20 protein-coding genes are annotated in these 17803 nt (G+C 71.1%); 8 read left to right on the top strand and 12 right to left on the bottom strand.

Annotation, left to right across the window (positions count from 1 at the left end):
- Positions 1-84: 84 nt before the first annotated feature.
- Both AB0C82_RS02020 and AB0C82_RS02025 read right to left on the bottom strand, forming a co-directional pair.
- On the bottom strand, positions 85-2115 hold the full coding sequence (locus AB0C82_RS02020) for a trypsin-like peptidase domain-containing protein (RefSeq protein WP_362835327.1): 2031 nt from the start codon (positions 2113-2115) through the stop codon (positions 85-87).
- Between the two features lie 56 nt (positions 2116-2171).
- Entirely contained in the window at positions 2172-2762 is a 591-nt protein-coding gene (locus tag AB0C82_RS02025) for a CU044_2847 family protein (RefSeq protein WP_362835328.1), read from the bottom strand.
- Between the two features lie 172 nt (positions 2763-2934).
- Between AB0C82_RS02025 and AB0C82_RS02030 the strand changes: the two genes are divergently transcribed.
- On the top strand, positions 2935-3120 hold the full coding sequence (locus AB0C82_RS02030) for a DUF6104 family protein (protein ID WP_010061466.1): 186 nt from the start codon (positions 2935-2937) through the stop codon (positions 3118-3120).
- A 4-nt stretch (positions 3121-3124) separates the two neighbouring features.
- Here the strand turns inward: AB0C82_RS02030 and AB0C82_RS02035 are convergent, their stop codons facing one another.
- On the bottom strand, positions 3125-3964 hold the full coding sequence (locus AB0C82_RS02035; protein WP_362835329.1) for a hypothetical protein: 840 nt from the start codon (positions 3962-3964) through the stop codon (positions 3125-3127).
- Positions 3965-4120: 156 nt separating this feature from the next.
- Between AB0C82_RS02035 and AB0C82_RS02040 the strand changes: the two genes are divergently transcribed.
- Both AB0C82_RS02040 and AB0C82_RS02045 read left to right on the top strand, forming a co-directional pair.
- Complete coding sequence (locus AB0C82_RS02040) at positions 4121-4978, top strand: DUF4097 family beta strand repeat-containing protein (protein ID WP_362835330.1); 858 nt, start codon at positions 4121-4123, stop codon at positions 4976-4978.
- Between the two features lies 1 nt (position 4979).
- Positions 4980-6020: a helix-turn-helix transcriptional regulator gene (locus tag AB0C82_RS02045; RefSeq protein WP_362835332.1), complete on the top strand. Its 1041-nt coding sequence runs from the start codon at positions 4980-4982 to the stop codon at positions 6018-6020.
- 81 nt (positions 6021-6101) lie between these two features.
- On the opposite strand, the gene AB0C82_RS02050 is transcribed toward AB0C82_RS02045, so the two are convergent.
- From AB0C82_RS02050 to AB0C82_RS02065, 4 genes are all read right to left on the bottom strand, one after another.
- Complete coding sequence (locus AB0C82_RS02050; protein WP_362835334.1) at positions 6102-6680, bottom strand: Clp protease N-terminal domain-containing protein; 579 nt, start codon at positions 6678-6680, stop codon at positions 6102-6104.
- Entirely contained in the window at positions 6680-6889 is a 210-nt protein-coding gene (locus AB0C82_RS02055) for a helix-turn-helix domain-containing protein (RefSeq protein WP_362835336.1), read from the bottom strand. Before AB0C82_RS02055 ends, AB0C82_RS02050 begins: the two co-directional genes overlap by 1 nt.
- A gap of 69 nt (positions 6890-6958) precedes the next feature.
- On the bottom strand, positions 6959-7921 hold the full coding sequence (locus AB0C82_RS02060) for a zinc-binding dehydrogenase (RefSeq protein ID WP_362835338.1): 963 nt from the start codon (positions 7919-7921) through the stop codon (positions 6959-6961).
- Between the two features lie 218 nt (positions 7922-8139).
- Positions 8140-9399: an NADP-dependent malic enzyme gene (locus AB0C82_RS02065; protein ID WP_362835340.1), complete on the bottom strand. Its 1260-nt coding sequence runs from the start codon at positions 9397-9399 to the stop codon at positions 8140-8142.
- 522 nt (positions 9400-9921) lie between these two features.
- On the opposite strand from AB0C82_RS02065, the gene AB0C82_RS02070 reads away from it, so the two are divergent.
- From AB0C82_RS02070 to AB0C82_RS02080, 3 genes are read left to right on the top strand one after another with little or no spacing between them, the layout of a single operon-like run.
- A complete protein-coding gene (locus AB0C82_RS02070; RefSeq protein WP_362835342.1) occupies positions 9922-10878 on the top strand; it encodes an ABC transporter substrate-binding protein in 957 nt (318 codons plus the stop codon).
- 28 nt (positions 10879-10906) lie between these two features.
- Positions 10907-11857 (top strand): amino acid ABC transporter permease, encoded by a 951-nt coding sequence (locus AB0C82_RS02075; protein ID WP_362835344.1) that lies wholly within the window; start codon positions 10907-10909, stop codon positions 11855-11857.
- Entirely contained in the window at positions 11854-12615 is a 762-nt protein-coding gene (locus AB0C82_RS02080) for an amino acid ABC transporter ATP-binding protein (protein ID WP_362835346.1), read from the top strand. The genes AB0C82_RS02075 and AB0C82_RS02080 overlap by 4 nt, the downstream gene beginning before the upstream one ends.
- Positions 12616-12680: 65 nt before the next feature.
- Here the strand turns inward: AB0C82_RS02080 and AB0C82_RS02085 are convergent, their stop codons facing one another.
- On the bottom strand, positions 12681-13370 hold the full coding sequence (locus AB0C82_RS02085; RefSeq protein WP_362836977.1) for a class I SAM-dependent methyltransferase: 690 nt from the start codon (positions 13368-13370) through the stop codon (positions 12681-12683).
- Between the two features lie 169 nt (positions 13371-13539).
- On the opposite strand from AB0C82_RS02085, the gene AB0C82_RS02090 reads away from it, so the two are divergent.
- The gene (locus AB0C82_RS02090) at positions 13540-14169 is read left to right on the top strand and encodes a CGNR zinc finger domain-containing protein (protein ID WP_362835348.1); all 630 of its coding nucleotides are present in this window, start codon (positions 13540-13542) and stop codon (positions 14167-14169) included.
- Here AB0C82_RS02090 and sodX read toward each other — a convergent pair.
- Positions 14073-14510 carry a nickel-type superoxide dismutase maturation protease gene (gene sodX, locus AB0C82_RS02095; protein ID WP_362835350.1) on the bottom strand — a complete coding sequence of 146 codons (438 nt, stop codon included), beginning with the start codon at positions 14508-14510 and terminating at the stop codon, positions 14073-14075. The genes AB0C82_RS02090 and sodX overlap by 97 nt on opposite strands.
- 181 nt (positions 14511-14691) lie before the next feature.
- Here sodX and sodN point away from each other — a divergent pair, with 181 nt between their 5' ends.
- Positions 14692-15087 carry a superoxide dismutase, Ni gene (gene sodN / locus AB0C82_RS02100; protein WP_362835352.1) on the top strand — a complete coding sequence of 132 codons (396 nt, stop codon included), beginning with the start codon at positions 14692-14694 and terminating at the stop codon, positions 15085-15087.
- Positions 15088-15286: 199 nt separating this feature from the next.
- Here the strand turns inward: sodN and AB0C82_RS02105 are convergent, their stop codons facing one another.
- From AB0C82_RS02105 to AB0C82_RS02115, 3 genes are read right to left on the bottom strand one after another with little or no spacing between them, the layout of a single operon-like run.
- The gene (locus tag AB0C82_RS02105; RefSeq protein WP_362835354.1) at positions 15287-16333 is read right to left on the bottom strand and encodes an ArsO family NAD(P)H-dependent flavin-containing monooxygenase; all 1047 of its coding nucleotides are present in this window, start codon (positions 16331-16333) and stop codon (positions 15287-15289) included.
- Positions 16334-16391: 58 nt separating this feature from the next.
- On the bottom strand, positions 16392-17495 hold the full coding sequence (arsB, locus tag AB0C82_RS02110; protein ID WP_362835356.1) for an ACR3 family arsenite efflux transporter: 1104 nt from the start codon (positions 17493-17495) through the stop codon (positions 16392-16394).
- Positions 17492-17800, bottom strand: coding sequence for a metalloregulator ArsR/SmtB family transcription factor (locus AB0C82_RS02115; protein WP_362835358.1), 309 nt, complete (start codon positions 17798-17800; stop codon positions 17492-17494). Before AB0C82_RS02115 ends, arsB begins: the two co-directional genes overlap by 4 nt.
- Between the last annotated feature and the right edge of the window lie 3 nt (positions 17801-17803).

The following is a 17803-nucleotide window of genomic DNA, read 5'->3' on the forward strand; positions in this document are numbered from 1 at the left end:
CGTCCACCGGAGGGGCCGTTGCCAGGCGTGCTTCACGGTAGCGAGCCGGTGCACGCTCCGTAAGGGGCGGGCCGGAGCCTGCGGTCATGGCGCCTCCAGGAGCTCTTCGGTTCCGGGCAGGGGCTGGTGCGGATCGTCGTAATAGAGCGTCAAGCCGTCCGACCAGAACGTCTCGATCCGCCCCGCATGGACACCCTTCCTCAATTCGTGGACCTTGTACGGCAGTTGCTCGGTCGTACGGGTTGCCTCCACCGTGTCGGCGGCCCGCCGGTGGAACTCCGTGCAGACGGCCGCGCCTTCTCCCCCGCGCCGCCGCCACAGCGCCACGCCGATGCCGCTGTTCAGCAGCCGGTCGAAACCGGCCGCGTCGTCGGGCCGGGTGTCCGTGGCGTAGTGGCACAGCAGCGGAACCGTGCCGTACGCCAGGGTGCGCAGGGCCTCCGCCTCCGGAACGCGCACCTTGATCCCGTCGTCGCAGTCGAGCGCGTGGGCACGCATCACCGCCGCCCCCGTCCGGTTCCAGCGCGCCTTGCGCTCCTTCAGCCACTCCTCGCTCCTCGGCGGCTGGTCGGAGCGGCGGACGACGACGGGGCGTACGGCCCCCAGGGGCGGATCGCCGGGCGCCAGGCGCCAGTCGGCCACGTCGAGTCCGAGCAGCGGCAGGCCGGCCGCGACCTGGAGCACGGCGGGCCCCTCCGGCTCGTCGCACCGGCGGAACGCCTCGGTCAGCGGCGCGGCGAGCCGCCCCGGCAGATCGGCGAGGGCGGTGCCGCGGACGTCCTCCGCCACGGGCAGGAAGTCCCCGAGTGTGTCGCCGACGCTGATCCGCCAGTCGTAGTGGTTCTGCTCCCAGCCGCGTAGCTCCAGCGCCAGCAGCACGAAGAGCCGTTCCCTGTGCCGGGCCGGGGCGGCAGGGATCAGGACGGGCCTGCGGTGCTCGTCCGTGCGGTGGCGGGCCGCCCCCCACAGCACGGCCAGCTCCTTGCGGAAGGTCCTGGAGAGGTGGTCGTCGGCCATCCTGCGGACCCACTCCCACAGGGCCTGCGCGGCGCCGGCGGCGGGCGGGTGGCCGTGGGGCCGGTCGGCCGCGATGACGGCCATGCAGTAGCGCAGGATCAGCTCCAGCGCGCCGTTGCCGTCGCGCACCTCGTACAGCGCGCCGAGACCGTCCCGCCAGCCGCGCGGGGCGGGACGGTGGTCGCGCGCGTGGACGTCCGGGAGGCCGTCCAGGAGGTCGAGCAGGGCCCGGGTGCTGACCGGCGGCGGGAATTCGGCGAGCCGGCCGAGCAGGTCGATGCGCTGCCTGGGGCTGAGGGTGCGCCCCGGCCTGGCGGGGAGCTCGCTCTGCGTGTCGGCCCAGGTCCGCTCGGTGCTTGCGGGGCTGTTGTGACGGTCCGAGTGGTAGCGGTCATGGGCGTGGAAGACCGCCTGGTACGTATCGGTGTGCGGGTCATGGGGCGCGGCGCCCGGGACCGGCATGGTCCGCAGCCGTTCGATCCCGACGGCGGTGCCGCCCTGCTCGCCGTCGAGCCGCGACTTAAGGACGCCGACCACCTCGCCCCGGGCGAGGTCGACGACAGGCCCGCCGGACATGCCGGGCTCCAGCCAGTCCCCGCCCAGCCTGATCTGCTGCTCGGCGTCGGCCGGCCCGCCGAACATGCCCTTGACCGTGCAGTCGCCGGTCACCGCCGCCAGATACCCGTCGCGCGGACCGGTCCAGCCCACGTAGTGGACGGTGCCGCCCGGGAGCATGGCCGCCGGGCGCTCGGTGACGTACACACAGGCGTGGTCGACCGGCCTTCGCAGCCGGATGAGAGCCAGGTCGGGCGCGGCCCAGCCGACGGGCGGGCGCGGCCCCTGCCCACCGGGGCCGGGCTCGGGCAGTGTCGCGACGACCGTCCCAGGGACGGACGTCTCGGTGGCGCTGTCGCGGTCGGCCCTGAACACCACGTCCACTTCGCGCCCCTCCCCCTGCATCGCGACGTGCGCGCATGTGAGGACCCAGCTCGGGGCGACGAAGAAGCCGCTGCCCAGAAAGCCCCTGCCGGTTCCGTCAGGGGCATACCCGGGCTCCGGCCGATGGATGCGTACGGTCGCCGCCATCACGAGGTTCATCAGAGCAAGGGTGGTCCTGTCCCAGCCGCCCTCTGCGCCCCCTCCGGCCGCCCCTGTCATGAGCCGCTGCCGCCGGGCCCGGGGGCGTCGGCCGGATGCGCCGCTGCGCCGGTGGGCGCACCGGCGGACGGCTCACCGGCGGGTGCGCCCACCGGCTGCGTGGGCGCGGGTGCGACGGAAGGCGGGGACGGGGACGGCGGTGCGGAGGGGACCGGTGGCGCGGACGGGGCCACGGTGGGCGGCGGAGGCGCCTGCGAGGGCACCGGTGGGGCGGCCGGCGGACCGACGGGCGGTCCGCCGCCGTTCCAGGTGAGCGTGACCTTGATGCCGCCCTTGGCCTCGCCGTCCGCCAGCAGGCCGACGACCCTGCCCGCCTTCGCCGTGAGCTCGATGCCGAACTCCACACTGACCTCGTCGGGCCGCACGGCGCGCAGGGGCTCGGCGAGGGACCGCGCGACGCTGGTCACCACCCCGGTCAGACTCTCGACCCTGGCCTGTACCTGGTCGGCGATGTCCGCGTAGCCGATGTCCGTGTAGGCCAGACCGCCTGCCGGACGCTCCAGTTCCTCGGCCCCGGAGATCCGCGCCCAGACCGGTGTTCCGTCCGGCATCTCAATGCGCGTAATACGGGCCCCACTGTCACCCATGACACCCCCCCGTTCCCCAACTCCCCGCAGATTAGCGGCAGTCCGTGACCGGTGCGAGGGATGTGAGGCAGGACGCCGGGGTGCCGGGGGGCGGTTCCCGGCCATGTCCCGTCCGGGCACGCCATACCCTGGTGGGGACCATGACCGTCCTCAACCGGAGCGAGCGCAGCACATGTATTTCACCGATCGTGGCATCGAGGAGCTGGAGAAGCGGCGCGGCGAGGAGGAGGTCACCTTCGAGTGGCTGGCCGAGCAGCTGCGGACGTTCGTCGACCTGAACCCCGACTTCGAGGTGCCGGTCGAGCGCCTCGCCACCTGGCTGGCCCGGCTGGACGACGAGGACGACGAGGACGAGTGAGGGTTCAGCGGGTGCCGAAAGCCTCCGCTTCGCCTCTGATCCGGTTGTAGGCGAGCCCGAGCGCGCCCTGCGCCAGCAGCACGCCCCCGGCCACGAGCCAGCCGCCGCTGCGCCGCCTGAGGCCCGCCAGCAGGAGCGGGACACCCACGACGAGCTGCGCGGCGGCGATCGCGCGGGCCCTCGGGCCCCGCACCCACGGGCCGAGACTGCCGCTCTCCACCGCGTCGAGTTCGACGCGTACCGCGTCGCGCCAGCCGGCCCACTCGATCCGTTCCGCTTCATGCTGGGCACCGGCGCTCTCGCGCAGCCGGTCGGCGGGCTCACCTGGACCCAGCCCGGCCGGGAGCACCACCCCGGTCCGGGCGAGGACGGCAAGCAGCCCGCGCAGCCGGGCGTCGGCGTCCGCGTCGGGGTCCTGCCGGGTCAGTGCCTCCAGCGCCTGGACGTCCAGGACGGGATCGAGGCCGAGGCGGACCGCGAAGGTACGCATGGCCTCGTCCTCGCCGACGGGGGTGCCGTCGGCGAGCCAGATGTATCCGACGGGGCGGCGGAATCCGGACGCGAGGGTGTAACCGGCCCGGTCGCCGTCCCACCAGAGGGCGAGAACCGGCCAGGTGGAACCGACCGCGAGCGCGGTCGCCCAGCCGCCCGTCACCCGGTCGACGGGCTCCCCCTCACCGCCGCCCGGCCCCTCCCGCCAGGGCTTGCCCTCCGGCACGAGCACGCTCCAGCCGGCCCCGGCGGGTGTGAGCACCATCGGCTCTCGGAGGAGATGCGCCGGCGGCCGTACGGCCTCGGGGGCGGCCCGGCACAGCAGCAGCGCTCCTACGGGTGTCGCGTTCATGCCTCACACGCTAGGGCAGTTTGCCCATGTCTGGCGCACTTTGACGGCCATATCGCCCTGCTTGAACAGTCTTGACTTCCCCGGACCGCGATATATCGTGTTCTCCAGGAGACGCGATATGTTGCGTCACTTCGCACCCGACGGAAGGTCAGATCCATGCCGGTGTCGACGTGGTCCATCGCCGAGCCCCGGAAGCTCACCTTCGACGACCCGGTGACGGCGCTGCACGTACGTGTCGTCAACGGCGCCGTCAACGTGGTCGGTACGGAGGAGGAGCACGCCCGTCTGGAGATCTCGGACGTCGAGGGCCCCCCGCTCGTCGTGACCCAGGAGGACGGCGTCCTCACGGTCGCCTACGAGGACCTGCCCTGGACAGGGTTCCTCAAGTGGCTCGACCCGAAGAACCGCGGGCGCCGCGCCGTCGTCTCGCTCGCCGTCCCGGCCGGCTCGTCCGTCGAGGTCGGCGTCGTCGGGGCCGGAGCGGTCGTCTCCGGCATCCGGGGGCGCACGGAGGTGCGCGGCGTCACCGGCGACACCACCCTCGTCGGCCTCTCCGGGGCGGTGCGCGGAGAGACGGTCTCCGGCAGCCTGGAGGCCCAGGCCGTCACCGGGGACCTCCGCTTCCACTCCGTGTCCGGCGATCTGACGGTCGTCGAGGGCGCCGGAAGTTCCGTACGCGCCGAATCGGTCAGCGGCGACATGGTGCTGGATCTCGACCCGTCGGGAAAACCCACGGACATCCGGCTGGCCACGGTCTCCGGCGAGATCGCCATCCGACTGCCGCACCCCGCCGACGCGAAGGTCGAGGCGAACACCGCGAGCGGAGCCGTCTCCAACGCCTTCGAGGACCTGCGGGTCAGTGGCATGTGGGGAGCGAAGAAGATCACCGGGACACTGGGCGCGGGCACGGGCACGCTGCGCGCGACGACCGTCTCCGGCGCGATCGCCCTGCTGCGCCGCCCACCGGCCGAGGACGGCCCCTACGACTCCGAGCCGACCGGAAAGGTGCTCTGACATGGCCCCCGTATTCGCCCATGGCCGCCTGCGTCTCTACCTGCTCAAGCTGCTGGACGAGGCGCCGCGCCACGGCTACGAGGTGATCCGGCTGCTGGAGGAGCGCTTCCAGGGCCTGTACGCCCCCTCAGCGGGCACCGTCTATCCGCGCCTCGCCAAGCTGGAGGCCGAGGGCCTGGTCACCCATGCCACGGAGGGCGGCCGCAAGGTCTACTCGATCACCGACGCCGGGCGTGCCGAGCTGGCGGGCCGCAGCGGCGAGCTGGCCGATCTGGAGCTGGAGATCCGCGAGTCGGTCGCCGAACTGGCGGCGGAGATCCGCGACGACGTGCGGGGGGCGGCGGGCAGGCTGCGCAGCGACATGCGGGCTGCGGCCTCCGAGTCGCGCCACACGGCCTCGGGCAGGAGCGGCTGGGAGACCGGACCGGCGGACCTCGGCGACCTCGGCAACAGCGAGGCGTGGCGACTGGCGAAGGAAGAGCTGCGCAAGGCCAAGCAGGAGTGGAAGGAGCAGGCCCGCCGCGCGAAGGACGAGTCGCGGCGCGCCCGCGAGGACGCCCAGCAGGCCCGCCGCCAGGCCAAGGAGGCCCACGAGAGGGCGAACGAGCAGATGCAGAACGCCGCCCGCCAGGTCCAGGAGCACTTCGCACGGGGCGACTGGCCCACGGGCGTACGGGAGGGCCTCGCGGAGATCACCGGCCAGCTGGGCAACTTCGCCCGTACCGGCACCTGGCCCTCCGCCGCCCCCGCCACCGACAGCACGGAGGCCACCGCCTCCACCGACACCACCACCGCCCGGCCGGACACCGCGGCCCCCGAGGCCGACCCGGACTGGGGCAAGGACACCGCGGGCTCGGGCGATCCGGCCCGCGACCTGGACCGCCTCCTGGACCGCTTCCGCGACGAGATCCGCGACGCGGCCCGGGACCGGGGCGTCACCGAGGACCAGCTGACCGAGGCGCGGCGCCACCTGTCGACGGCGGCGACCCGGATCGACGCCCTGCTGCGGAAGCCCGCCGACGGGGGCCCGGGCAGCGGCTGACGAGGTGGCGGACGGGGTTCCTCCACCACCTCGGAGGCGTGGAGGAACCCTGAACACCGGGCAGCCGAGATCGACGTGGACTCAGCCCGCCTTCGCGTGCCCCTGCCCCTCGCCCCCGGCCCCGTACAGCGCCCGCTCCACGGTCGCGTACGTCGCCCCGTGCTCCGCGAGGACGTCCGCGACCACGCCGGGGCGGGCCGTGAGCGCCAGCAGAAGGTGCTCCTCACCGATGAAGCGGTCGCCGCGCCCCAGGGCCACCCTGAGGGAGTTCTCCAGGATGCTCTTCGCGCCGCGCGTGAAGGGCCGTTGCGCGGACCACCACCGCCGGCCCTTGCGGTCACCCGCCAGCGCGCCCGCGCCGTGCGCTCCCTCGACCCGGGCCACGATCTCGCCGACATCGATCCCGATGCCCGCGAGCGCGTCCGTATCAGCCCTGGTCAGACCGCCACGCCGACGGGCGTCGGCGAGTGCGGCCTCCACCGAGGCGCGTCGGTCCGTGAGTCCGAGCGCCGCCGCGGCGAAGGAGGCCCGGCTGCCCTCCTGGTCCAGCAGCGCGAGCAGCAGATGCTCCTCGGTGACCGAGCCGGCCCCGACCAGCTCCGCGTGGGTCACGGCACCGGTCACGGTGGCACGCGCGCCCTTGGTGAATCGCTCGAACATCAAAGCCTCCCGTGCTTCTTGTGGACGGCCTGCCGGCTCACACCCAGCTCGGCCGCGATCTCCTGCCACGACCAGCCCTGGACGCGGGCGCTTCTCACCTGGACGGCTTCGAGCTGTTCGAGCAGCCGCCGCAGCGCGGCGACCGCCCGCAGCCCGACACGCGGGTCATGGTCGCCGGCACGCGCGGCGAGATCCGTTGCTTCGGTCATGACGTCAACTTACGTTGACAACTTGGGAGTGTCAACCACTGTTGACAGAAGCGGGAGGGGGGGCGCGGGTCAGGCCGTCAGCACGATCTTCCCGAACTGGTCGCCGGAGGCGAGCCGCTCGAACCCTTCACGAGCCCTGTCGAGCGGCAGCACCTCGTCGATGACGGGCCGTACACCGGTGGCCGCGCAGAACGCCAGCAGGCTCTCCAGCTCCTCCTTCGAGCCCATCGTCGAGCCGACGACCTTCAGCTCCAGGAAGAAGATCCGGGTCAGCTCGGCGTGTGCGGGCCGGTCGCCGCTCGTGGCGCCGGAGATGACCAGGGTCCCGCCGGGCCGCAGGGACTTCACCGAGTGCGACCACGTCGCGGCACCCACCGTCTCGATGACCGCGTCGACGCGGTGGGGGAGCCGGGCACCGGACTCGAACGCCTCGACGGCCCCGAGCTCGACGGCCCGCTTGCGCTTGGCCTCGTCGCGGCTGGTGGCGTAGACGCGCAGCCCGGCCGCCTTTCCGAGGACGATCGCCGCGGTGGCGACACCACCGCCCGCGCCCTGGACGAGCACCGAGTCACCGGGACGCACTCCGGCGTTGGTGAAGAGCATCCGGTAGGCGGTGAGCCATGCGGTCGGCAGACAGGCGGCCTCCTCGAAGGAGAGCTCCTTGGGCTTCGCCAGGACGTTCCAGGACGGGACGGTGACCTGCTCGGCGAAGGTGCCCTGGTAGCGCTCGGTGAGGATGGAGCGCGGCTCGTTCGCCCCGACCCCGTGGCCGGTCTGGCCGATGACGGAGTGCAGGACGACCTCGTTGCCGTCCTGGTCGATTCCGGCGGCGTCGCAGCCGAGGATCATCGGCAGCTTGTCCTCGGCGAGGCCGACGCCCCGCAGGGACCAGAGGTCGTGGTGGTTGAGGGAGGCGGCCCTGACCTTGACGGTGGTCCAGCCGGGACGCGCCTCGGGGGCGGGGCGTTCACCCAGCTCAAGTCCGTTGAGGGGCTGGTCGCGGTCGATACGTGCTGCGTAGGCGGCGAACATGGCCCTGACGATAGGACGGAGCGATTCGCCGCGTAACCGCCTGGCGGTGTGACACACGCCAAACCCGGTCCCGTCCCCCTCACTTCCGGCCCTCGAAGCGCCGGAGGCGGGGCGGCGGGCCAGGACACGGGAAGGGGCGGGGGCAACCGGCCCGCCGCGGGCGATCCGCCCGCCGCAGCCCACTCGCACCCCGCCCGTCCCGGCGCACCCGCGCTACCTCAGCGCCGCGCCACACCCTCGGCCCGGGCGGCCGCGGCGACCGCCGCGGTCACCGCCGGCGCCACCCGCTCGTCGAACGGCGACGGGATCACGTAGTCCGCCGCGAGCTCGTCACCCACGACGTCCGCCAGCGCGTTCGCCGCGGCGATCTTCATGCCCTCGGTGATCCGGGAGGCCCGGACCTGGAGCGCGCCCGCGAAGATGCCGGGGAAGGCCAGCACGTTGTTGATCTGGTTGGGGTAGTCCGAACGCCCGGTCGCCACGACGGCCGCGTACTTGTGCGCGATGTCGGGGTGCACCTCGGGCGTCGGGTTGGCCATCGCGAAGACGTACGCGCCGGGGGCCATCGAGGCGACGGCCGGCTCGGGCACCGTACCGCCGGAGACGCCGATGAAGACGTCGGCGCCTGCCAGCGCCGTCTCCAGGGAGCCGGAGATCCCGGCCTTGTTGGTGATCTCGGCGAGTTCGCGCTTCACGTCCGTCAGGTCCTCGCGGTCCCGGCTGACGATGCCCTTGCGGTCGGCGACGGCGATGTCGCCGATGCCCGCCTCCAGCAGGAACTTGGCGATGGCCACTCCGGCCGCGCCGGCGCCGGAGATGACGCCGCGCAGATCGCCCAGGGTCCGGCCGGAGAGCTTCGCGGCGTTGCGCAGGGCCGCGAGCGTCACGACGGCGGTGCCGTGCTGGTCGTCGTGGAAGACCGGGATGTCCAGGCGCTCCTGGAGCTTGCGCTCGATCTCGAAGCAGCGGGGCGCCGAGATGTCCTCCAGGTTGACCCCGCCGAAGGACGGCGCGAGCCGGACCACGGTCTCCACGATCTCGTCCGCGTCCGTCGTGGCGAGCGCGATCGGGACCGCGTCGACGCCGCCGAACTGCTTGAACAGGATCGCCTTGCCCTCCATCACGGGGAGGGACGCCTCGGGACCGATGTCCCCGAGGCCGAGGACCGCGGTGCCGTCCGTCACGACCGCCACGACCTGCGACTTCCAGGTGTAGTCGTTGACGAGCTCGGGGTTCTCGGCGATGGCGCTGCACACCTTGGCCACGCCGGGCGTGTAGGCGAGGGACAGGTCGTCCTTGTCGCGCACGGGGACGGTGGCCTGGATGGCCATCTTGCCGCCGCGGTGCAGGGCGAAGGCCGGATCGAAGAACTCGTCCGGCGTGCCGGTCAGGCCGCCCGTACCGCTGGTGTCGTTGTCCGCACTGGCCGCACCGTGCGTCTTGCTGTCGCTGCGAGGATTGACGATCTCCGCTGCCATGGTATTGACCCCTTAAGTCTTCATCGTTTGAGGGTGGCCACTCCTGGTTGAGGAGGGGTGGGCGGGGACCGCGTACGCGCCTGGCACTGAACGGGTGGCCCGCTCCGCCAGGGGAGGTACATACGCGCGGGCGCGCCGCACACGCGCCCTGAGCCCCGGATGAGGGGTGTAAACGTCTTTCTTACCGGATGAAGCGCACCTCGGACGAGTCGGTATCGACGCGGTGACATGACTCATAGTCGAATATCGGGACAAGTCCACTCAGCGGCATAAAGGTCGTCCAGCAGTCGAGACACGCCGGAGATTCTCCGGCAGAAAGATGGAATCTCAACAGAAGGTCCGGCCTTGATGTACCGGCCCGTTGGGGTACGGGGGTGGCCCGTTATCCGATTTTGACATGCCAAGCACCCTGAATGGGCTAGTCCGAATGGCAAGATGCCTGAATCACACAGGGTCGCGACGCCCGACCGGACGTTCGCACCCCGCTTGGCAGCTCACCTCACCACGCCGGAGGACCCCATCATGACCGCAAGCACCACTCGTCGCACGACCGCTAAGTCCCGGATTGCAGCGGTCAGCGCCATCGCGGTCGCCGGCGCCCTGCTGCTGACCGCATGCGGCGACCAGACCGACAGCGGCACCGAGAGCTCGGAGACGGCCACGACGAAGGCCGCCCCGCTCGCCGATCTCCTGCCCAAGGACATCAAGGACAAGGGTGTCGTCAAGGTCGGTTCGGACATTGCGTACCCGCCGGTCGAGTTCAAGGACAGCTCCGGCAAGGTCGTCGGCATCGACCCCGATCTCGGAGCCGCTCTGGGCAAGCAGCTCGGTGTGAAGTTCCAGTTCGAGAACGGCACCTTCGACACGCTGATCACGGGTCTGCGCTCGAAGCGCTACGACCTCGCGATGTCGGCCATGACGGACACCAAGGACCGTCAGACCGGCGTCGACTCGGAGACCGGCAAGAAGGTCGGCGAGGGCGTCGACTTCGTCGACTACTTCACCGCCGGTGTCTCGATCTACACCAAGAAGGGCGACACCAAGGGCATCAGCACCTGGGCCGACCTCTGCGGCAAGAAGATCGCCGTCCAGCGCGGCACCGTCTCGCACGACCTCGCCAAGGCGGAGTCCGAGAAGTGCGCCGGCGGCAAGAAGATCGCCATCGAGGCCTTCGACACCGACCTGGAGGCCCAGACCCGGCTGCGCGGCGGCGGCGCCGACGCCGGCTCCTCCGACTTCCCGGTCGCCGCGTACGCGGTGAAGACCTCCGGCGGCGGCAAGGACTTCGAGATCGTCGGCGACCAGGTCGAGGCGGCCCCGTACGGCATCGCCGTCGCCAAGGGCAACGACGAGCTCACCAAGGCCGTGCAGGCGGCCCTGGACGCCATCATCAAGAACGGCGAGTACGAGAAGATCATCGCCAAGTGGGGCGTCGAGGCCGGCGCGGTCACCGAGGCCAAGATCAACGGCGGCTCCTGACCCGGACCGGCGCTGAAAGGCATCACCTGTGACTGACATCAAGAAGACAGGGCCGGCCGACGAGCCGCCCACTCCCCCGACTCCGGCGGGCGGACCGGAGGCCATCAAGGCCATCCCGGTCCGGCACTACGGCCGCTACCTCTCCGGGGCGATCGCGCTCATCGCGTTCGCGGCGATCGTCTACGCCTTCTCCCAGGGCCGGATCAACTGGGACGCGATCCCGGACTACTTCTTCGACGACCGCATCCTCAAGGGGGTCGGGCAGACACTGCTCCTGACCGCCCTGTCGATGGTGATCGGCGTGGTCGGCGGCATCCTGCTCGCCGTCATGCGCCTGTCGAAGAACCCGGTGACCTCGTCGATCGCCTGGTTCTACATCTGGTTCTTCCGCGGCACCCCGGTCCTGGTCCAGCTCTTCGTCTGGTTCAACCTGGGCCTGGTCTTCGAGTACATCAACCTCGGGCCCGTCTACAAGGACGAGTGGTCGTCCTTCATGACGCCGCTGCTGACCGCGCTCCTCGGCCTGGGTCTCAACGAGGCCGCGTACATGGCCGAGATCTGCCGCGCCGGTCTGCTCTCGGTCGACGAGGGCCAGACCGAGGCCTCGCAGGCGCTGGGCATGAGCCACAGCAAGACGCTGCGACGCATCGTGGTCCCGCAGGCGATGCGCGTGATCGTGCCGCCCACGGGCAACGAAGTCATCAACATGCTCAAGACGACCTCGCTGGTCGCCGCCGTGCAGTTCTCCGAGCTGTTCCGGTACGCCCAGGACATCGGGCAGACGTCCGGCGCACCGGTCGAGATGTACTTCCTGGCCGCGGCCTGGTACTTGATCATGACGTCGGTGCTGAGCGTCGGCCAGTACTACCTGGAGCGGTACTACGCGCGGGGTTCCAGCCGGAGCCTGCCGCCGACGCCGCTGCAGAAGATCCGGGCCAACGTCCTGTCCCTGGGCCGCCCCAAGGGAGGCAGTGCATGACCGCCATGGTGAAGGCCGAAGGCGTACACAAGTCCTTCGGCGCCGCTCACATCCTCAAGGGCATCGACCTGGAGGTGGCCAAGGGTGAGGTGTTCTGCCTCATCGGCCCCTCGGGCTCGGGCAAGTCGACCTTCCTCCGGTGCATCAACCACCTGGAGCAGGTCAGCGCCGGCCGGCTGTACGTCGACGGCGAGCTCGTCGGCTACCGCCAGAAGGGCGACAAGCTCTACGAGCTCAAGGACAGCGAAGTCGCTCTGAAGCGCCGTGACATCGGCATGGTCTTCCAGCGCTTCAACCTGTTCCCCCACATGACGGCGATGGAGAACGTCATGGAGGCGCCGGTCCAGGTCAAGGGCGAGTCGAGGGCCGTGGCCCGCGAGCGCGCCATCAGCCTGCTGGACCGTGTCGGCCTCTCGGACAAGGCGAAGAACTACCCGTCGCAGCTCTCCGGCGGTCAGCAGCAGCGGGTGGCCATCGCCCGTGCGCTGGCCATGGAGCCCAAGCTGATGCTCTTCGACGAGCCGACGTCCGCGCTCGACCCGGAGCTGGTCGGTGACGTCCTCGACGTCATGCGCGGTCTGGCCGAGGACGGCATGACGATGATCGTCGTCACGCACGAGATGGGCTTCGCCCGCGAGGTCGGCGACGCGCTGGTCTTCATGGACGACGGCGTGGTGGTCGAGTCCGGCCACCCGCGCGACGTCCTGACGAACCCGCAGCACGACCGGACGAAGTCGTTCCTGTCGAAGGTGCTGTAGGCACCCGGCATTACGCGAAGGGGCGGTACGGACCAGGTCCGTACCGCCCCTTCGCGCGTCCCCGCCTACTTGAGCGCGAGCACCATGGTGTCCGAGGGCGAGGCCCAGACCGTACGGGCCTCCGCGAAGCCGGCTTCGCGGAGGGTGCGGGCGTGCCACTGCGCGGACGGCATGTCGCCGTCGGCGTGCTCACCGTAGATCTCGAACCGCTCGGCGGTCGGCGCGGCGAGCACCGGGTCCTTGGCGGCGAGGGCCCACCAGTCGGCCCAGTCCAGGACGCCCGCCGCCCTGGCGCGGTCCATCCCGGCGTGCCGGTGGGCGCGCTCGGCCGCGTTGATGCGCGGGGTCCCGGCGTCGATCATCCGGTCCGCGTTCATGAACAGACCGCCGTCCCTGACCAGTTGGCCGAGCTGCCCGTACAGTGCGGCCAGCGGCTCACTGTGCAGCCAGTGCAGCGCGGTGGCGGTCAGCACGGCGTCGTACGAGTCGAAGGGCAGCCGCTCCGTCCAGGAGGGGTCCTTCAGGTCCGCGGTGACGAAGCTGACCCGTTCGTCGCCCTCGAAGGTGCCGCGGGCGATGGCGAGCAGCGCGGGGTCGAGGTCGACACCCGTACTCGTCGCCTCCGGGAACCGCTTGAGGAGCCGGTCCGTGATACTTCCCGTACCGCACGCCAGGTCGAGGACGCGCGGCTCGGGCCCCACCACGGCCTCGACCATGTCCAGCATCACCCGGAACCGCTCCTCGCGGTCCGGCATGTACCACTCCTGCTGCCGGTCCCAGCCGGCCTGCCATGCCGGCCAGTCGGCACCTGTCACCGTGTTCGCCACCCGAACCTCCAGGTCGTACCCGTAATACCCAATTGCGTCAACCGCCCATTACACTGGTCGATGCATCGACCTTAGACCGACGCCGTAAGGACTACAAGTGGAACTGGCCTATTACTCGGACTACGCCGTGCGCCTGGTCAACACCGAGGAGCCGGCCCGCAACAAGGACGCCCTGACCTCGGTCGACGCCGTCCGTGAGCTCTTCGGCGCCAATGCGCAGGCCGCGCGGCGGGCGACGGACGCGGACGTGACGCGGTTCCGGTCGGTACGGGCGAGGCTGCGCGCCGTCTTCGAGGCGGCCGACGGCGGCGACGAGACCCTCGCGGTCGACCTGCTCAACTCACTGCTGCTGGAGTTCCCGGTCAGCCCGCAGATCTCCGGCCACGACACCCGGGACGAGGACGGCAAGCCGGACTGGCACATGCACCTGGCCGACCACCCCTCGAACGCGACGGCCGGGTACGCCGCGATCGCGGTGATGGGCCTCGCCTTCCATCTCACCTCGCACGGCGTGGACCGGCTCGGCCTGTGCGAGGCGGCTCCGTGCCGCAACGCGTACCTGGACACCTCGACCAACCGCTCACGGCGCTACTGCTCGGACCGCTGCGCGACCCGGGCCAACGTGGCCGCCTACCGCGCCCGCAAGCGCCTGGAGACCGAACGGTCGGCGGAGACCGGCCTCAGCGCGGACGCCGCCCAGCCCAGCAGGCCGAGCACCGACCGCTGATCCTTCTTGAGCGGCCGGTAGCGGGCCCGGGCACGGGCCAGCACCAGCTCCTCGGGCACCGTCCCGTAATCCGTGCTGTCCCCGCCCGCGAACGTGTTGTCGCCGAGCACCCACCAGCCGGCCCCGCGGCGCTCGGCGGCACGCTTCACCACCAGCAGATCCTGCTGGAAGGGATGCCGCAGGATCACCACGTCCCCGGGGCGCACCGGCGCCCCGAACTGCACGAGCAGCCAGTCCCCGTGATAGAGCGTGGGCACCATGGAGGGCCCCGTCACCTCCACCACCTGAAACCGCGCCCGCGCCGTCCGTCCTCGCCCCGGCCCCTGTGTCAGCCCCGGCATCTCCCTGGCACCTCCCGGTCCGTCCTCCAGTACACGCCACCCGCGACGCTCCGTACATTCGGCCACTGGTCCCATCCTCACCCTGGACTTTTGGCCTAAGCCCATGGGGGCACCCGCAAAAAGCCGGGTCTCACGGAGTAATGTCCCACCTGAGAAGACGATCACGAGGAAGGACAGCTCCATGCTTTCCCGCCTGTTTGCCCCCAAGGTGAAGGTCAGCGCACACTGCGACCTGCCCTGCGGTGTGTACGACCCGGCCCAGGCCCGCATCGAGGCGGAGTCCGTCAAGGCCGTCCAGGAGAAGTACCAGGCCAACGAGGACGCGGACTTCCGCACGCGCGCCGTTCTGATCAAGGAACAGCGTGCCGAGCTCGCGAAGCACCACGTCTCGGTGCTCTGGAGCGACTACTTCAAGCCCCCGCACTTCGAGAAGTTCCCGGAGCTGCACCAGCTGGTCAACGACACCCTGAAGGCGCTCTCCGCGGCCAAGGGCTCGAACGACCCGGCGACGGGCCAGAAGGCTCTGGAACTGATCGAGCGGATCGACTTCATCTTCAAGGAGACGAAGAAGGCCTGATCCACGGTCAGGCGGTCCGCACCGCTTGACGCGGGACGAACCGCCTACCCGCCCGCACCCGGCCCGCAGGCCGCCGACATCGGCGACCACGGCGGACCGGGTGCGGGCTTTCGCATACCCGCGGGACGACGTCTACCCCGGGGGCGGGGCCCGTTCCGCGCCGGAGCACCGGTCCTCACGCAGCGCCGCAGCGCCCCGCTCAGCTCACCGGCCCCAGGAGGGCGGCGATTTCGCGGGTGGCTTCGCGGGCGGTGCGGCCGACGCCGATGAGAGTGGCTGAGGCCGGGCCCGTCCAGTCGCCGTAACCGAGGAGGTGGATCCGCGGGTCGGCGAGGGCGCGTGTGCCTTCCGTGGGGATGCGGCCCGCCTCCGCGCGCAGGCCAAGCGGGGCGAGGTGGGCGAGGGCGGGACGGAAACCGGTGCACCAGATGACCGAGTCGGCGGGCCACACCGTGCCGTCGGGCCAGCGGGCGCCGTCGGGCGTGAGGGCCTCGAACATGCGGTGGTCGGGGATGAGTCCGGCGTCGCGGGCTGCGCGGACGGGCGGAACGGTGACGATGTCGCCGAGGTCGGAGATGCGGGGACCGCCGTCCCGGACCCGCTGGGTGGCGAGTTCGAACAGGGCCCGGCCGTCGATCTCGTCCGGGAGGTAGCGGGCGGGGCGCCGGGTGACCCAGCGGACGGTGGCGTGCGGCGCGAGGTCGGCGGCGATCTGGGCACCGGAGTTGCCGCCGCCGACCACGATCACGCGCTGCCCGGCGAAGTCGCGCGGGCTGCGGTGGTCGACCGTGTGGAGCTGTCGGCCCCGGAAGTCCGACCGGCCCGGGACCGCGGGCAGGAAGGGGCGCCCCCATGTGCCGGTGGCGCTGATGACCGCCCGGGCGCTCCAGCTGCCGCGGTCCGTCTCGACCCTCAGGAGTTCTCCGGCGTCACGGACGGCCTCGACGTGCACGCCGCGCTGTACGGGGAGTTCGTAGCGCTTCTCGTAGTCGGCGATGTACTCCAGGACGTGGGAGACGTCGGGGAAGGGCTTGCCCTCCTGCCGCGGCATGAGACGGCCGGGCAGGGAGGAGTAGGCGGCCGGGGAGAACAGGTGGAGCGAGTCCCAGGCGTGCTGCCAGGCTCCTCCCGGCGTGGCCTGGGCGTCGAGGATGACGAAGTCGGCGCCGAGCCTTCGTAGGTACCAGCCGGCGGCGAGCCCTGCCTGGCCGCCGCCGATCACCACCACATCCGCCGTACGGGTCACCTGGCCGCGCCTCCGGCGGAGGTGGTGACGGTGCCGGGGTGCGAGCCTGGGCAGTCCATCACTGCTCCGCACCGCGCGTCGCCCGTGCGGAAGCGGCGAACTTCTTGCGCCAGGCGAGCGACACGTAGACCAGCGCGATGAGGACCGGGACCTCGATGAGGGGGCCGACGACGCCGGAGAGCGCCTGACCGGACGTCACACCGAAGGTGGCGATGGCCACCGCGATGGCCAGTTCGAAGTTGTTGCCCGCGGCGGTGAAGGCGAGTGTCGCGGTGCGGTCGTAGGCGAGCCCGATGGCCTTGCCGAGCAGGAACGTGCCGAAGAACATGATCGCGAAGTAGACGAGCAGCGGCAGTGCGATCCGTACGACGTCCAGCGGCTGGGAGGTGATCGTCTTCCCCTGCAGGGCGAAGAGGATGACGATCGTGAAGAGCAGGCCGTAGAGCGCCCAGGGGCCGATCCTCGGCAGGAACGCCGCCTCGTACGACTCGCGGCCCATCCTCTGCTCGCCGATGCGGCGGGTCAGGAACCCGGCCAGCAGGGGCACACCGAGGAAGATCACGACGTTGAGTGCGATCTTCCACATGGAGATGTCGAGCGTCTCGCCCTCCCCCAGGCCGAGCCAGCCGGGCAGCAGGTCCAGGTAGAACCAGCCCAGCAGACCGAACGCGAGGACCTGGAAGACCGAGTTCAGCGCCACCAGGACCGCAGCGGCCTCACGGTCGCCGCACGCCAGGTCGTTCCAGATGATCACCATGGCGATGCAGCGCGCCAGCCCGACGATGATCAGACCGGTGCGGTACTCCGGCAGGTCCGGCAGGAAGATCCACGCGAGCGCGAACATGAGGGCAGGCCCGACGATCCAGTTGACGACCAGCGACGAGACCATCAGCCCGCGGTCACCGGTGACCGCGTCGAGCCTGTCGTAGCGGACCTTCGCCAGCACCGGATACATCATGATCAGCAGGCCGGCCGCGATGGGCAGCGAGATCCCGCCCACCTCGACCTCGGCCAGCGCGTCGTCCAGGCCGGGGACGAGCCGCCCCAGGCCGAGACCGAGGGCCATGGCCAGGAGGATCCATACGGCGAGGAAGCGGTCGAGCGTCGACAGCTTCCCCACGACCGACGTACCGGTGGTCGCCGGTGCTTGCGTGGGGGTCACGGACAGGCCCTCTTGTTCTCGGAAGCCGTACGGGCGGAGTCGGCAAGCTCGGCGAACTGACCCGCCAGCCGGTCGATGACGTCCGGGCGGAGCTTGTAGTACGTGAAGCGGCCGCACGGCTCCGTCTCCACCACCCCGGCCTCCCGCAGCACCTTCAGATGGTTGGACAGGTTGGTCTGCCGGGCACCCGTCTCCTCCACGAGGTGAGTGGTGCACAGCGTCTCCCTGGCCAGGAGGGTCACGATCCGCAGCCTGAGCGGGTCGGCCAGAACCCGAAGCAGATCAGTATCGACTGACGTCATCATGGA

The sequence above is a fragment of the Streptomyces sp. NPDC048560 genome, assembly GCF_040650955.1.
In the GTDB taxonomy this organism is placed as follows: domain Bacteria; phylum Actinomycetota; class Actinomycetes; order Streptomycetales; family Streptomycetaceae; genus Streptomyces.

What these genes read in the sequence shown, in the direction of transcription:
- AB0C82_RS02020 (WP_362835327.1), bottom strand. Translation starts at nt 2,115, where the DNA reads ATGAACCTCGTGATGGCGGCGACCGTACGCATCCATCGGCCGGAGCCC.
- AB0C82_RS02025 (WP_362835328.1), bottom strand. Translation starts at nt 2,762, where the DNA reads ATGGGTGACAGTGGGGCCCGTATTACGCGCATTGAGATGCCGGACGGA.
- AB0C82_RS02060 (WP_362835338.1), bottom strand. Translation starts at nt 7,921, where the DNA reads ATGTTCGCCGCCTACGCAGCACGTATCGACCGCGACCAGCCCCTCAAC.
- AB0C82_RS02045 (WP_362835332.1), top strand. Translation starts at nt 4,980, where the DNA reads ATGGCCCCCGTATTCGCCCATGGCCGCCTGCGTCTCTACCTGCTCAAG.
- AB0C82_RS02085 (WP_362836977.1), bottom strand. Translation starts at nt 13,370, where the DNA reads ATGCCGGACCGCGAGGAGCGGTTCCGGGTGATGCTGGACATGGTCGAG.
- AB0C82_RS02070 (WP_362835342.1), top strand. Translation starts at nt 9,922, where the DNA reads ATGACCGCAAGCACCACTCGTCGCACGACCGCTAAGTCCCGGATTGCA.
- AB0C82_RS02030 (WP_010061466.1), top strand. Translation starts at nt 2,935, where the DNA reads ATGTATTTCACCGATCGTGGCATCGAGGAGCTGGAGAAGCGGCGCGGC.
- AB0C82_RS02035 (WP_362835329.1), bottom strand. Translation starts at nt 3,964, where the DNA reads ATGAACGCGACACCCGTAGGAGCGCTGCTGCTGTGCCGGGCCGCCCCC.
- AB0C82_RS02050 (WP_362835334.1), bottom strand. Translation starts at nt 6,680, where the DNA reads ATGTTCGAGCGATTCACCAAGGGCGCGCGTGCCACCGTGACCGGTGCC.
- sodN (WP_362835352.1), top strand. Translation starts at nt 14,692, where the DNA reads ATGCTTTCCCGCCTGTTTGCCCCCAAGGTGAAGGTCAGCGCACACTGC.
- AB0C82_RS02055 (WP_362835336.1), bottom strand. Translation starts at nt 6,889, where the DNA reads ATGACCGAAGCAACGGATCTCGCCGCGCGTGCCGGCGACCATGACCCG.
- AB0C82_RS02040 (WP_362835330.1), top strand. Translation starts at nt 4,121, where the DNA reads ATGCCGGTGTCGACGTGGTCCATCGCCGAGCCCCGGAAGCTCACCTTC.
- sodX (WP_362835350.1), bottom strand. Translation starts at nt 14,510, where the DNA reads ATGCCGGGGCTGACACAGGGGCCGGGGCGAGGACGGACGGCGCGGGCG.
- AB0C82_RS02115 (WP_362835358.1), bottom strand. Translation starts at nt 17,800, where the DNA reads ATGATGACGTCAGTCGATACTGATCTGCTTCGGGTTCTGGCCGACCCG.
- AB0C82_RS02065 (WP_362835340.1), bottom strand. Translation starts at nt 9,399, where the DNA reads ATGGCAGCGGAGATCGTCAATCCTCGCAGCGACAGCAAGACGCACGGT.
- AB0C82_RS02080 (WP_362835346.1), top strand. Translation starts at nt 11,854, where the DNA reads ATGACCGCCATGGTGAAGGCCGAAGGCGTACACAAGTCCTTCGGCGCC.